Consider the following 14392-nt stretch of genomic DNA (forward strand, 5'->3'; position numbering starts at 1 on the left):
GGTCGAGCGTCTCGAACCGTTGCGACTCACCGCGAGGCGAGTGCCCAGTCAAGCGCTGCCTCCACGTGCAACAGTGTCGTATCGAACACCGGCAGCGGACAATTGCTGTTATCCAACAACAGGCCGATCTCTGTACATCCGAGGATGACCGCCTCTGCGCCGCGGTCAGCAAGTGCTCGCACGATATCGATGTAGAGCGCTCGGGAATGATCGAGGACCTTTCCCAGGCACAATTCGTTGTAGATGATGTCGTGCACGATGGTGCGATCGGGTTCATCGGGCACCACCACGTGGAATCCCTTGTCTTCCAACCGGGACCGATAGAACTGCTGCTCCATCGTGTAGCGTGTTCCCAAAAGGCCTACGGTTGCGACCTGCGCCGTGCTCAAGGCCGCGGCCGTGCCATCGGCGATGTGCAGAACGGGAACCTCGACCGCGGCGGAGATCTCGTCGAAAACTCGGTGCATGGTATTGGTGCACAGCACCACGCACTCTGCCCCACCGTCTTGCAAGCGCTGAGCGTGTTGCGCCAGGAACGTACCTGCGCGATCCCACTCACCGTGCTGCTGCATGCTTTCCACCTCGGCGAAGTCGACCGAGGACAGCAGACACGACACCGAGTGCAGTCCTCCGAGTCGATCGCGGACTCGTCGGTTGAGCTCTTGGTAGTAGATCGCCGTGGATTCCCAACTCATTCCACCGATCAAACCGATGGTTCGCATACGTCCGTTCCACTCCTTTTTCGGGTATTACTTGAATGTGGCGGGTGCAGTTGACAGGCTGACCAACTCGCACAGAGCGAACAACACACGCTCGGTCGAGGTCGCGAAGTTCAGGCGAAAATGCCCGGAGAACACTTCGCCGAACAAGCTACCAGGCTGAGTCGCGCAGGTTGCCTGATCGATAACTCTGCGGCGCCCCGTGGTGTCTCCGCCGTTGATCCACGCGAAGTACGTCGACTCGGGAGTTACCACCGAAAGGCCGCTTTCCGGACAATCGTTCAGCGTTCCTACGATCAAGTCGCGATTTCGGTGCAGTAAGTCACGGAATTGATCGAGCCATGAATCGCACCGAGACCAAGCGGCGATGGTGGCCTCGATACCGAGCACGCTCGCCCCGCTGCGCAGATGCCAGGGCAGCGCCTGAAACCGCGCTTGGAGCAGGTCGCTGCCGAAATGGCCTACTGCGCACCGCAATCCTGCGATATTGAAGCTCTTCCCGGCCGAGGTAAACAGGATCGTCCTCGCTCGAGCTTGCATGATCGCGGCGATCGAGCGATGCGGGACGTCGTAGACGAGGTCCTGGTGGATTTCGTCAGCGAAGATCACAGCGTCATGTCGTTCAGCGAGCTCGGCGATCGACTCGAGCTCGGCGGCATCGAAGATTCGGCCGGTGGGATTATGCGGCTGGCACAACACGACCACCCGTATCGGAAACGGCAGATCCGGCCTGTCCAGGACACTCATGGTCCGGTCACCGGCGGACAGGGCATCGATGAGGACGGGCCGGCGGCCCAGCGCCACGATGATGTCCAGAATAGGAGGATAGGTCGGCCGATGTGTCAGCACGTAATCACCTGGTTCACTGAACGCCAGCAGCACGCAAGACAGGGCTTGCATGATCTGCGCACAGATCTCCACTCGTGCGGGATCCACGGCGACGCCATATCGAGTCGAGAGGCGTGTAGCAAAAACGTTGGCAAGCAGGGCAGGACCACCACGAGGTGAATCGAAGTCCGGATAGCCCAAATCCGAACTCGCAACCGCCGAGTCGAGAACCATCCGGATAGGTTCGGCGATCGCGAAGTCTGCTTCGGCGACATCCATCGGAATTCGGTCGGCCCTGGCCCGGCTCCATTTGAGGCTGTGGCGGCGCCGCAACACGGACTCGCTCAGCGCGTTCAGCTCGAGTTCCATCACAGCGACCTGACTGCGGTGCTTGAGCCGACCGGCTGCAGTACCTGTTGGATCGCTCGCACCCGGACCCTGCTTCCCGCAGGGACATCACTGGTTATTCGGGCACCAGCATCGATACGGCAATCATCGCCGATCGAGACCGGTCCGAGTACATAGGCGTTGCCGGCGATCACCACGCGGTCACCGATGCTCGGATGGCGACGTTCGGTCGCGGACAACCCGAGGCCGATGGCACGACCTCCAAGAACCACGTTCTGAAGGAAGTAACAGTCGTCGCCGATTTGGGCCTGCTCTCCGATCACGGTCCCCCAGCCGTGATCGATCACCATACGATCACCGATGACCGCCGCCGGATGGATCTCGACACCCGTACGTGCCTTCGCGCGCTCGGACAATACCCGTGCTGCGCACGACAGACCTCCGGTAACCGCTGCTGGGAGCTCGGACCGGGATTGAGGTGGGCGCTGCAGATGCAGGACGTACAACGTGTGTGCGACCCGGTAGGTGAACAGCGCCCGGAAACTGAGATTGCTGAGGTAGCAATACCATTGGTCACCATGAGCGGCAGGGTCGCGGGCTGCGAGCGCGGCGAGGTCGGAAGCGATCGTCGCTGTCACAGGTTGTGCATGCGTCAGCACTGTAGATTCTTCTATTCTCGCGAGCTCTACCAGATCGGCGACCGAACTCACCAGCTCCTCGATGTCGCGCAGGATTTGGCTTTCGACCGTAGCCGGTTCAGACATAGTCCTCACCTCGATCGAAAAGAACTGTCACGACAACTTGATTCGGGTCGGCTGATATCCGCGCTGTGCGATAGCGGCACGCGGCGGCGTAGTTCGCCAGGCTGCTGGGCCCGACATCGAAACGCAACTGGGCCAGCAACTCGGCGCGGGCGCTCTCGAGATCGGCCTCGGTGACGGGGACGATGTCATCGAGCTCGGCGGCAGGGAAGAACGGTGCGGGCTCACCGACCGCGATCCCCTGCATGGGATGTGGACCAAAGGCCCCTGCCGACAGGTCGCACTCAGGTGGTTGTACACCGATGGTCGTTACCTCAGCGAACCGGGCGCGCAAAACGGTACTGACTCCACGCATTGTCGCGCCGGTACCGGTACCGCACACGAGAGCGACGCTACCGACCGTATCCACGCCCGCAGAGGCGAGTTGCTCGGCGATCTCCGGCCCCGTGTCGTGCTCATGGGCTCGAGGATTAGCGGGGTTCGCAAATTGATTCAGGTAGTGGTATCGATCGCCTTCTCGCGACAACAGAACCGCGATCGCCGCGCCGTTGTCCGCACAGTGGGGAAAGTATTCCTCCCGCTCGAGTACCACCGCGCCCAGTCGGCGCGCAAGATCTCGCTTTGCCGCCGAATATGTTCGGTCGACCACCAATGTCAGTCGATAGCCGCGAGCTCGGGCCTCGATCGCCAATCCGATTCCCAGATTGCCTCCCGTTCGTTCGAGCAGGCTGAGGTTGCCTGACGGATGGACGAGACCGCGCTGTTCGGCATCATCGATGAGATGAGCGGCAACTCGTGCCTTGTGGCTGCGGCCCGGATGCAGGAACTCGCACTTGAGGAAGATCTTGTCCGGCCTTTCCACCAGCGGAGTCACCGGATACAGTCCAGGTGTGCGCCCACAATCCGTGACAGCGGCTCGGGATTCGATCATCTTGGTACCTCCAGCGATTCGAGGATCCTGCGCGCTCGAACGGTTGTGGGATGATCAGGACCCAGCAGGCATGTGAATCCCTCCAACACGGCCCGACCCTCGACTATCGCCTCGTTACGACGCCCGACCGCATACAGTGCGACAGCGACATTCGAACGTGCGGTCAAAGTGGAGGGATGCTCGGGGCCTCGCAGGCGCGTGAATCCCGCTGCGACTACTTGCTGCTGGATCAGTGCTTCCTCGCGACGGCCGAGTGCCGCACGAGTAACCGCCAAATTGCCACGGCTGGTGAGTGTCGAAGGGTGATCGGGTCCGAACGTGGCGATGAATCCCGCGAGGACTTGCTCCTGCTCGGATTCGGCCTGCTGAAAGCGCCCCAGCGAGAACAGCATCGACGCCAGGTAGTTGCGGCTGGTCAACGTGGACGGATGAGCCGAACCCAATGTCTGCTCGAAACCTGTGACGACACTGCGGTGTTCGTTCTCGGCCTCGCGGACCTGTCCCAGTGCCTGGAGGACCACAGCGTGATTGGACTTGCACGTCAACGTGGACGGGTGATTCTCGCCCAGTATCCGACCGAACCCCTCCACACTGGCTCGATGTGCCGCTTCGGCTTGGTCCACTTTTCCCCGCGCGTGCAACACAACTGCCAGGTTCGACAAAGCGGTCAATGTCGTTGGATGGTCGGAACCCAGTACCTCTCGATATCGGTCGAACACCGACTGGTGCAACTCGACCGCCTCGCCGAGCCGCTCATGCGCGTGGAGCACCAATGTGGGACTACCGTTGCTTGTCAACGCATCGGGATGGTCTGGTCCGTAGACCCTGGTACTGGTGTCCAGCACCGCACGATGCTCGGTTTCGGCGTCTTCGAGCCGGCCCAGTGAGGCGAGCACCGCAGCGATGTTGATCGTGTGGTCTCCTCGGCCTGCAATGGCCTCACCCAGCACCCGGTCATAGGTGCGCAGCACTGCGCAGTGCTCGGCCTCGGCCTCGGCGAAGCGGCCGAGATCGTGCAGTACCAATGCCAGATTGTTCCGGTTGGTCAAGGTGGCGGGATGGTCGGCGCCCAGCAGACGGGCACGCACCTCATGGACGATTCGATGCTCGGCCTCGGCCTCTCCGAGGCGACCGAGTTCATGAAGTAACAACGCCAGATTGTTGCGACTGGCGAGAGTCGCCGAGTTGTCCGGGCCGAGGGTGCGCAACCGAGCCGCGAGAACGGCTGCGTGCTCGGTCTCGGCCTCGGCGAACCTGCCCATCGCGCGCAATGTCGCCGCGTGGTGACCCCACGCGGCCAACGCCGCTTCGCTGTCGGTTCCCATCTCAGCGGCATAGGCTTCTCGGGCTTTGTCGAAAGCTTCGAGCGCGATCAGATAGCTGGCGTGCAGCCGTGCTGTGGCACCGATTCGCATCGCCTCCGCGCTGTCTGCGGTGTCCAGGCATGCGCGCAGTACCGTGTCGGAGACCGGTTTTTCTGCGGCACGCGTCACCTCGTCGACGACGTAGTCGAACACGATCACCGGTGCGTCTTCGGAATCGTCCGCCGGACGCAACAGTGCCGTGGTCGCCTGCGCTACGGTGGCCCACGTCCACGCGCAGTCGAGGGATTCACCGGCGACACGAATTCCTCCGCGGGTCGGGAGCATGGACTTCGACAGTTCGACGAGAAAGGTTCGAGCCAGAGGCTGGATCATCCCGGCGCGTCGGCACTCGACCGCCGCCGACACCAAGGACGCGCCTCGGACATGGTCCCCGCCTTCCCGCGAACCCTGCCACTTTTGCATCAGCTCCGGACCTGCGGCCAGATACTCGGCGATACCGAACGATGCGACATGTTCCACCGCGTCAGCGAGTCGGACGTCGGTGTGCGCCCGCGTGCGGGCCCGACTCTCCTCCGTATCGGAGAACATGCGTGCCAACGGTATTCGGGTTGCGGCGGCGATCGTCGCGAGGGCTTCACCACTGACCGTACGGACGCCGGGGTCGGTTTCTTCGTAATTGGCCAACTCGACCAGTCGGATCGTGGCGACGACGAAACGCTCTCTGCCGGCATCGTTGAGTAGTTGGCCAATCATGCTGTAGGTCAGTCCGCCGTCGCCGAGGAACTTCTCGAGGTCGTCCAGAAATAAAACACACCGACTCAGATCGGTCATCCTCGATACTGCGTGCTCGAGCACCCGGCGCTCTTGCACCGCGAAGAGTAGATGATCGGGCAGCGCGGCAGCAATGGCCTCGAAGGCGGTACGCGACTTGCCGGCCGTGGAATCTCCAACGATCAGAATGAATCCCGGCCGCGCCAGCAACTCACGCAAATGGGTGTCGATATCGCGCGGGACATATGGCGGCTGATCGCTTTGCCGTCCATCGGAGGTCACGATACGCCGCGCACGGTGGACTCCCAGTAGCGTCGGGTCGGTGACATGGCGAACCAGTGGCATACCCTTCCCGGTGCGCAGACAACCGTTTCGGACTGCCAGCTCCTCGGTGCGATCCCTCTTGAGCAAATCCACCAGATCGTCACGCCAGAATCCCGCGAACAGAGCGCATACCGCCGCCGCAGCAACAGAACCGCCCAGTACGAAAGGCGCGTCGACATGTGCCGCCGTAAGGATGGCGGGCACCGCGACCACTAGCGCTGCCGATCCCGCCAAGGCAAGAGCCCGAGGGTGGATCCTGTCCAGCCCCCGATGATGTCGCCTCAATATTCTCAGATCCCCCGCCTTGAACGTTCGCTCGAACCACCCCAATGCTAGGAGATCTGCTGGCACAACATATCCGTTAATCAACCCCCCTCGACGCAAAGCCGATCTTGAAAAAGCTGTTTGGGCAAGTTCGCGATCCCGAAATATGCAATCTGAATATTCTAGTAGCGCATCATGATTCGCTGATGCTCGAAAATTGCAAGTGGTCGGTTTTCGATATGTCTCGGATCTGGCACTATTCGATCGAGAACGGATAAAGCCACCATCCAGAGATCTCTCTTAATTCGGCGTTCGCTGGGTTGAAGGTGAACAAGTCCAGCAGCCCCGTCGGCCAGGCGGGCAAGTCGACTCCGGTGTAACCACCCCGTGCAGTAGTCGCCATCAGCGCTGCAGATGACGTGAAAAGCGCACCGATGGAAGGGGTCGATGGCTTCTGGTGTCGGATTGTTCTGCTGCTCTTGGCGAGTTGGCGCACCTCTGCGGGGTAAGCCCGTCCCGGTGGGGAGTTGGAGGGTACGCCTGGTGAGGTCGGCTTCGTCGGTGTCCCGGGTATGGGATGCGTCGCGCTTTGGAAGCCGTTCATCGGCGCTGGGTCTGTGGCGTCGCTTCGCGCAGCCAACACGACGGTCGCTACAACATCGCGCGCCTGCGCTCCAAATAGATGTCGATGGCGCGGCGGGACCGTCGGATGCTCATGCTTGGGCGGGGACTTTCAACCCCGGCTCGTCGGGTTCTGTTGTGACCTGGGCCGATCTCACGGACGCATGAGCCTGGTTAGTAAGGAGAGCGCGAATGTCGCGACCTCCTCGGGCTGCGTAAGACGTCGGACTTAGGCGGACGTCGTAAGGTCCGGGTTCCGGGTGGCGGCCTTCTCCGAACCTCAGACGCCCGTGCTTTGCGGGTCGGATCCGGTGCCATAGGCGATGCATTGCAGCAGGTTTCGGCCGAAGGCCTGGCCGTTGCTGATGTCGGTGTCTTGTCCAAGGTGGTTCAGGAAGCACTCGTTGGTACGGGTCGGCGCCGCGTCCGTGTGAGTGTGGCCATCACCGTGGGTATCCCGCCGACGCTGCGGTCGCAGGAGGGAACGAAGCCGGGGACGGTGAATGTTGGGTTGTGGGCGAGGCATTCGACGTCGCTGGGCGTGATGGCGCCACGGCGGTGATCTCGCCGCGGTTGGACTGGATCGGTGTGTGATGGGTGCACTGTGTCGTGCGGCCATTTCAACGTTGACATGCCGATCATCGTTCCTATAGTTCACTATATAGTGAACTATAGGTTCGTGAGGGTGGACGACATGCGATCGATTCTGGGCGCGGGCTGCCGGGTAGCGAGACGGTGAGCGCCGCCGATTTCTGGCCGCGGTCCGGTCTGAGTTGCCGTGTCCTCGGGCCGCTCGAAGTGGCGGTGGATGGTAGTCCGGTCAATGTCGGCGGCGCGATTTCGCGGCGGGTGATGGGGGCGTTGGTGGCCGTGAATGGGCGGGCGCTGTCGGATGATCGCCTCATCGAGCAGGTTTGGGACGAGCCACCGCGGGCCCCGCTGGAGGCCCTGCGGGTGGTGGTGTGGCGAATTCGTAGTGTGCTCGGTCCCGCGGGACGAGATGCTCTGCACCGCACCACAGGCGGGTACGCGCTGGCGATCCCGGCGGAGGCAACCGATTACGGCCGGTTCACCGCGGGGGTGTACGCGGGACTGGCCGGACTGGCCGCCGGCAGATACGACCAGGCCGTACAGGATTTCGGTGCAGCACTTGCGTTATGGCGCGGCGAACCCTGGAGTGAATTCGAGGAGATGGGCCCGCTCACCTCGATTCGCCTCGAGCTCAACGAACTCCGCGATGTCGCGATCGAGGAACTGCAGGCTGCGCGGCTGGCGCGTGGAGAGCTCGCGACCACGGTTGCCGCGCTACACGCCGCGGTCGATGCCGCGCCCTACCGCGAAAGGCGCTGGGAGTTGCTGGCATTGGGTCTGTATCGCAGTGGTCGCCAAGTTCAAGCGCTGACCGAACTGCGCCGGGTGCGTGCATTGCTGACCACCGATATCGGGGTCGAGCCGGGGCCACGGCTGCGGGCGATCGAACAGCGGATGCTGAATCAGGACCCGGATCTGATCGTGCGCGATCGCCTGGTGCGCAGTCACGAGTGAGCTGTGGCTTCGCAACCGACGCCATTCTCGATTGTCGCCCGTGTCGCAGGGAGGACACCGCAGGTGGGGAATGGTGTGTGGATGCGCATTTGGGCCATTCGGGCGGTGGGGGAGTCGGGTTGGGTGGGAATCCGGACCGAGAGCGGGGGATTCAGAATGAAACGTGTGTTGGTCAACGGTAGGGTGACCGGCGGTGACCTGAGTGTTGTCGGGTCCGTTCTAACTGAATTGGGAGTTCTATGAAGTACACCAAGTTCGTGGCCACTGCATTCGTTGCTGCCGCGGCGACCGGCATTGCGGCGGGCACCGGGTATGCGGCGCCTGTCGATGCGGCTCCGGCTGTGCAGTCGGCTGCTCCGACGGTGCAGGGCACCGATCACGGGGTCGATTACACCGTGGCTGTGAATGATGCGAACGGCTTCGTCACGCAGGTGACCGGTGGGCAGTTCAGCCTGGATGCGACGGGTAAGACCGTGCTGCTGAAGAACCAGGCCGGAGATGTCGTCACCCAGGTGCCGCTCAACGGTGCACTGGCGGGTAAGCAGTACGGGCTCACCGCGGCCATCGACAACGACGGCAGCAAGCTGACGCTGACCTCGGTGTCGGCGCCGCTGGCTTCCGCGCAGGACATCGACTCGCAGGGCTGGTTCTTCAGCGAGCTGCAGCATGCCGCGCTGGGTGCGGTCATCGGCGGCATCATCGGGTTCTTCTTCCTGGGGATCGGGGCGCCCATCGGTGCGCTGATCGGCCTGCTGATCGCCGGTGGACAGCCGCTGATCGATTCGGGCTCGGCCTACTTCAGTGGTCAGCCCTGAAAACGCTGATACTCGGCGGGACCCGGGAAGCCCGGGAACTGGCCGGCATCGCTTCCGGTGAGCGGGGATTCGAGATCGTTTCCTCGCTCGCCGGGCGCGTGCGCGATCCTGTCCTTCCGGTAGGAGAGGTTCGCGTGGGGGGATTCGGGGGTGTGGCGGGGCTGCGGGAATGGCTGGCCGGCAATGGGATTCAGGCCGTCATCGACGCCACTCACCCGTTTGCGGGCGGTATGACCGCCAATGCTGCCGCTGCGGCAGCGAGTCTGGGGTTGCCGGTGCTGCATCTGCGCCGTCCGGGCTGGACCGAGCAGTCGGGGGACGACTGGATTCGGGTGCCGGACCTGACCACTGCGGTGGCCGCGATCGAGACTGCCGCGGGTGAGCGGGTTTTCCTGACCATCGGTCGGCAGGGAGTGTCCGCCTTCGCGGAGTCGGAACGGTGGTTTCTGATCCGGGCGATCGATCCGCCCGAGGGCGCGGTGCCGGCACGGTATGAACTGCTATTGGCGCGTGGACCTTTCAGCGTGGCCGAGGAATCGGAGCTGCTGGCCGATCGGCGCATCGACGTGCTGGTGACCAAGGACAGCGGGGGAGCGCTGACCGAGGCCAAGCTGGAGGCCGCTCGCGGGCTGGGGTTGCCGGTGGTGGTGATCGAGCGACCGACGCTGCCGGAAGCTGCTCGTCAGGTGGAAACGGTCGCGGCAGCCTGGGATTGGTTGCAACGCCTGCGCTGAATCCGGACGCGCGCCGGGTCTCCGGTGCAGTTAACGGACGCTTGGTATTTGAAGCGGATTCCCGGTGTGCGCGCGGTCCTGGCCCAATACGCTTGTCGCGTCGCTGTAACTGAGCAGCGTTGTGCTCGGTCAGCGGGTAGCGCGGTGTCGTCACCCTCATGCTGCGAGTTGTCGGGAGAAGGGGCCCACGCCATGTCGAAGAACCGCGGCCGGATCGTTTCGGGCCTACCGTCCGACATCAACTCCGGGCGGCCACACCCGGCCCGCTTCTACGACTATTGGCTGGGCGGCCGCGACAACTACCTACCCGACCGCCAACTGGGTGACGAGATTGCCGCGCACATCCCCGGCATCCGCGCGATGGCCCGCGCCAACCGCGCCTTTCTCGGCCGCGCGGTGCGTTATGCGATGACCGAACTGGGCATCACCCAGTTTCTGGATATCGGCACCGGCCTGCCTACCGCACGCAATGTCCACGAGGTGGCGCAGGATGTGAATCCTGCCGCGCGAATCGTCTACGTGGACAACGATCCGATCGTCCTCGCGCATGCCCGCGCACTCATGTCCAGTACCCGGGAAGGCAGAACCGCTTTCGCCTTCGCGGACCTGCGCAAGCCCGACTCGATCTTGAACGACCCGATCCTCGCGGAGACGCTCGACCTGGATCGTCCCGTCGCGGTCATGCTGATCGCCGTTCTCATGTACTTCCGCGACGCGGACGATCCGCAGAGCATCATCGCGCGACTGCTCAGTGCCGTCCCCGCGGGCAGTTGCCTGGCCATCACCTACCCCACCGCCGACGTCGACCCGAAGGGCGCGACACTGGCCGCGGACGCCTGCGAACGCGCGGGCATCACCATGGCCCTGCGGTCCCGCGCCGAGGTCGAATCCCTTTTCGCGGGAACCGAACTCGTGACGCCGGGCGTCGTCCACCTGGATGACTGGCACCCCGAACTCGCCGAGGCCCCGATGTTCGAGCCCGAGCCCTACTCCGGCCCCGCCTGGGCCTACGCCGGAGTGGGACGCAAGCTCTGACGGGGCCGGGTCAGGACAGCCGGCTGGTGCGGTCGAGCAGGTCGGGCAGGCGGTCGAACCATTCCAGGACGGCGCGTTCGTAGCGGATGCCGAAGTCGAGGGTGGCGCGTTCGAAGGGCGACATCTGTTGTTCGTCGTGGCCGGAGAGGTAGCGGGCGAGGCGTTGTTCGTGCACGGTGCGGTTGGCGGCGATGATGCGGTCCAGGCGCTCGGTGTCGACGTATTCGCCGAAGGAGATGCTGAGCAGCAGCGGGACGCGGATGGTTTCCGCGCCCGGATCGCGGGCGATCCATTCGGCGAAGGCCTCACGACCGTTCTCGGTGATGCGGTACGGGGTGCGGTCGCGGGCGCCGGAGCGGCCCTTGTCGACCAGTCCGTTCTGGTGCATGGTGGCGAGTTCGCGGTAGACCTGGCTCTGGGTGATGGTCCAGAAGTCGCCGATGTGGTCCTGGGCCTGGGCGACCAGGTCCCATCCGGACATTTCGCCTCGATGTAGGAATCCGAGCAGGGACGCGGCCGTCGAGTTGAGCGGGCGTCGTGCATTGTCTTCTGCCACTAACCACTCCTTCCACGCTACGTTCCAAAGTGGAATATTAGTCGCCGTAACGACGTGAGGTGAACACCCGCGGTCCGCCCGGCGCGTCGAACACCGTGGTGGTCGACGCACCCACGATCAGCAGGGTGCGCATATCCACCTCGGCCGGATCCAGCTCCGCCAGCGCGACCACTCGCACCGACTCGGCCGGGCCACCCACATCGCGCCCGATCACCACCGGCGTATCCGGTTTGCGATGTTCCAAAACGAGATCCCGCATTTTCGCCACCTGCCAGGTGCGCTGCGAGGAGGCCGGGTTGTAGACGGCGAAAGCCATATCCGCGGCGGCCACCGCCGAAATGCGCTGTGCCACCACCTCCCACGGCTTCAGCCGATCCGACAGGGAGATCATCGCGAAGTCATGCCCCAAAGGTGCGCCCATCCGGCTCGCCACCGCACTGGCAGCGGTCACGCCCGGCAGCACCCGCACCGGAACATCACGCCACTGCGGATCTGCCGATTCCTCGACCACGGCCGCGGCCATGGCGAACACGCCGGGATCTCCGGAGGACACCACGACGACACGTCCGCCCTGCTTGGCCAGATCCAATGCCATTGCCGCACGCTCGGATTCGACCCGATTGTCGCTGGCATGTCGTCGTTGACCGGGTCGCACCGGCACTCGGTTCACGTAGGTGGAGTAGCCGACGATGTCGGTGGCCTCAGCGAGGGCCCGCGTCACATCCGGCGTGGTCCACTCTTCGGCGCCCGGGCCGAGACCCACCACGACCACCTCACCGACTGACCGGGTATCGGCTTCGGTTTGCGCTCGGGCGGTAAGGGTATCGGCTGAGTCTTGTTCGGAAGCACTGGCCGTCAGCGGGATTCGAGTCGCCGGCTTGGGTCCCGGTACGACGGCGATCGCGAAGTACGGCACGCTCGCCTCGTCCACGTCAGCGGCGCGCAGGACGCGCTGCTTCTTGCTGCTCGCGCGCTCCACGTAATAGGCGTCGGCGAGTCGTCCGGAATCCGAAAGTGCCTGGCGCACACCTGGATAGGTGCGGCCGAGCTTCATGATCGCGGCCGCCTCGGTGCCGCGCAGTCGGCGGGTGAGCTCCTCGGTGGGCAAGGTTCCCGGCAGGATGGTGAGTACCTGCTCGCCCTCCACCAGCGGGGTGCCCAGCGCGGCCGATGCGGCACTGACCGAGGTGACGCCGGGGATGATCTCGGTGTCGAAGCGATCGGCCAGGCGGCGATGCATGTGCATGAACGAGCTGTAGAACAGCGGATCACCCGCGGCCAGCAGCGCTACCGTGCGGCCCGCGGAAAGATGTTCGGCCAGTGCGGCGGCCGCCTGCTCGTAGAACTCGTCGATTGCGCCTTGATAGCCACCGGGATGGTCGGTGGTCTCGGTGGTCACCGGATAGACCAGATGCTCTTCGAGCTGCCCTTCGCGCATGTACGGCTCGGCAATGGCGCGCGAGATGCTGCGCCCGTGCCGTGCGCTGTGAAAGGCGATGACATCGGCGGCGCCGATGATGCGCGCTGCCTTGACCGTGACGAGTTCCGGATCGCCGGGCCCGAGCCCGACGCCCCACAGTTTGCCGCTCATTCCTGTTCGCTCGCAATCGCATTCAGGGCGGCGGCGGTGATGGCGCTGCCACCTCGGCGGCCACGCACGGTGAGGTATTCCAGGCCGCCGTGCTCGGCGAGGGCCTGCTTGGATTCGGCCGCGCCGATGAATCCGACCGGGATACCCAGCACGGCGGCCGGGCGCGGGGCGCCGGCGTCGATCAGGTCGAGCAGGTGGAACATGGCGGTGGGCGCATTGCCGATGGCCACGACCGCGCCGTCGAGGCGGTCACGCCAGAGTTCCAGCGCCGCAGCCGATCTGGTGTTGCCGATCTCGGCGGCGAGACCGGGCACGCGGGGATCATCGAGCAGGCACAGCACCTCGTTGTCGGCGGGCAGCCGCTTGCGAGTCACGCCCGAGGCAACCATCTTGGCATCGCAGAGGATCGGCGCACCGGCCCGCAGCGCGGCGCGCGCCCGCGTCACCACATCGGTGCTGAAGTCGACGTCCGCGGCCAGATCCACCTGTCCGCACGCGTGGATCATGCGCACGACGACCTGCGACACCTCCGCCGGGAATCGCGCGAGATCGGCTTCGGCCCGGATTGTCGCGAACGAGCGCCGATAGATCTCGGCCCCGTCGGTGAGGTAGCTGGTGCGCACGTCGGACATGGGTTCCACCCTAATGTTCCGCCTGTGCGCCACCGTGGAGCGGGTAGTGCGCCGGGCCACAGCGTCCGGATCGGGGGAGGCCGGATCAGGTGCGGGGCCGTTCGAGCAGCCGCGACATGACGATGTTGCTGCGCGTGCGCCCGACGCGGGCATTGGCGCGGATGCGTTCGACGGTGGCCTCGATCTCGGCCATGTCCTTGGCCATGACGTGCACGAGCGCATCGGCCTCTCCGGCGATGGTCCAGATCCCGACCACCTGCGGGATCGGTTCCAGGCTGCGGCGCAGTTCGGCCGGAGAGATGTTGTCGCGGTAGAAGACCTCGACGTAGGCCTCGGTCCGCCAGCCCAGCGAGGCCGGATTCACGACGGCGGTGAAGCTGGTGATCTGACCGCCCGCGACCATCTTGTCCACGCGCCGTTTGACCGCCGGCGCGGACAGCCCGACCTGCGCGCCGATCTCCTGGAACGAGGCGCGCGCGTGCTTGAGCAGATGCGCGAGGATGCGCCGGTCGATTTCGTCCATGAAACATCCTTTCGCGGCTACGCAACGATTCGTTGCTCACGGCTCGATCAACGCAACAAATCGTTGTTT

13 protein-coding genes are annotated in these 14392 nt (G+C 64.3%); 4 read left to right on the top strand and 9 right to left on the bottom strand.

Features of this window, described 5'->3' with window-relative positions; all coding sequences use genetic code 11:
* Positions 1-26 precede the first annotated feature (26 nt).
* Genes ACH438_RS45410 through ACH438_RS45430 form a run of 5 tightly spaced genes read right to left on the bottom strand, consistent with a single transcriptional unit; the run spans position 27 to position 6220 of the window.
* Positions 27-722: an aspartate/glutamate racemase family protein gene (locus ACH438_RS45410; protein ID WP_397017393.1), complete on the bottom strand. Its 696-nt coding sequence runs from the start codon at positions 720-722 to the stop codon at positions 27-29.
* Between the two features lie 27 nt (positions 723-749).
* Positions 750-1916: an aminotransferase class I/II-fold pyridoxal phosphate-dependent enzyme gene (locus ACH438_RS45415; protein WP_397017395.1), complete on the bottom strand. Its 1167-nt coding sequence runs from the start codon at positions 1914-1916 to the stop codon at positions 750-752.
* Positions 1916-2659 (bottom strand): serine O-acetyltransferase, encoded by a 744-nt coding sequence (locus ACH438_RS45420; protein WP_397017397.1) that lies wholly within the window; start codon positions 2657-2659, stop codon positions 1916-1918. The genes ACH438_RS45415 and ACH438_RS45420 overlap by 1 nt, the downstream gene beginning before the upstream one ends.
* Positions 2652-3530, bottom strand: a complete 879-nt coding sequence (locus tag ACH438_RS45425; RefSeq protein ID WP_397017399.1) for a PLP-dependent cysteine synthase family protein — start codon at positions 3528-3530, stop codon at positions 2652-2654. The genes ACH438_RS45420 and ACH438_RS45425 overlap by 8 nt, the downstream gene beginning before the upstream one ends.
* A gap of 53 nt (positions 3531-3583) precedes the next feature.
* Positions 3584-6220, bottom strand: coding sequence for a tetratricopeptide repeat protein (locus ACH438_RS45430; protein WP_397017401.1), 2637 nt, complete (start codon positions 6218-6220; stop codon positions 3584-3586).
* 1407 nt (positions 6221-7627) lie between these two features.
* On the opposite strand from ACH438_RS45430, the gene ACH438_RS45435 reads away from it, so the two are divergent.
* From ACH438_RS45435 to ACH438_RS45450, 4 genes are all read left to right on the top strand, one after another.
* The gene (locus tag ACH438_RS45435; protein WP_397017403.1) at positions 7628-8437 is read left to right on the top strand and encodes a BTAD domain-containing putative transcriptional regulator; all 810 of its coding nucleotides are present in this window, start codon (positions 7628-7630) and stop codon (positions 8435-8437) included.
* A gap of 239 nt (positions 8438-8676) precedes the next feature.
* Complete coding sequence (locus ACH438_RS45440; protein ID WP_397017405.1) at positions 8677-9252, top strand: hypothetical protein; 576 nt, start codon at positions 8677-8679, stop codon at positions 9250-9252.
* Positions 9249-9986 (top strand): cobalt-precorrin-6A reductase, encoded by a 738-nt coding sequence (locus ACH438_RS45445; RefSeq protein WP_397017453.1) that lies wholly within the window; start codon positions 9249-9251, stop codon positions 9984-9986. The genes ACH438_RS45440 and ACH438_RS45445 overlap by 4 nt, the downstream gene beginning before the upstream one ends.
* 192 nt (positions 9987-10178) lie before the next feature.
* Positions 10179-11021, top strand: a complete 843-nt coding sequence (locus tag ACH438_RS45450) for an SAM-dependent methyltransferase (RefSeq protein ID WP_397017407.1) — start codon at positions 10179-10181, stop codon at positions 11019-11021.
* 10 nt (positions 11022-11031) lie between these two features.
* On the opposite strand, the gene ACH438_RS45455 is transcribed toward ACH438_RS45450, so the two are convergent.
* From ACH438_RS45455 to ACH438_RS45470, 4 genes are all read right to left on the bottom strand, one after another.
* Positions 11032-11577 carry a PadR family transcriptional regulator gene (locus ACH438_RS45455; RefSeq protein ID WP_397017409.1) on the bottom strand — a complete coding sequence of 182 codons (546 nt, stop codon included), beginning with the start codon at positions 11575-11577 and terminating at the stop codon, positions 11032-11034.
* Positions 11578-11614: 37 nt separating this feature from the next.
* Entirely contained in the window at positions 11615-13168 is a 1554-nt protein-coding gene (gene cobJ, locus ACH438_RS45460) for a precorrin-3B C(17)-methyltransferase (RefSeq protein WP_397017411.1), read from the bottom strand.
* Positions 13165-13800: a precorrin-8X methylmutase gene (locus tag ACH438_RS45465; RefSeq protein WP_397017413.1), complete on the bottom strand. Its 636-nt coding sequence runs from the start codon at positions 13798-13800 to the stop codon at positions 13165-13167. Before ACH438_RS45465 ends, cobJ begins: the two co-directional genes overlap by 4 nt.
* Before the next feature lie 85 nt (positions 13801-13885).
* Entirely contained in the window at positions 13886-14323 is a 438-nt protein-coding gene (locus ACH438_RS45470) for an Lrp/AsnC family transcriptional regulator (RefSeq protein ID WP_397017415.1), read from the bottom strand.
* Positions 14324-14392: the final 69 nt, after the last annotated feature.

It is taken from the genome of Nocardia sp. NPDC020380, from assembly GCF_044386975.1.
In the GTDB taxonomy this organism is placed as follows: Bacteria; Actinomycetota; Actinomycetes; order Mycobacteriales; family Mycobacteriaceae; genus Nocardia.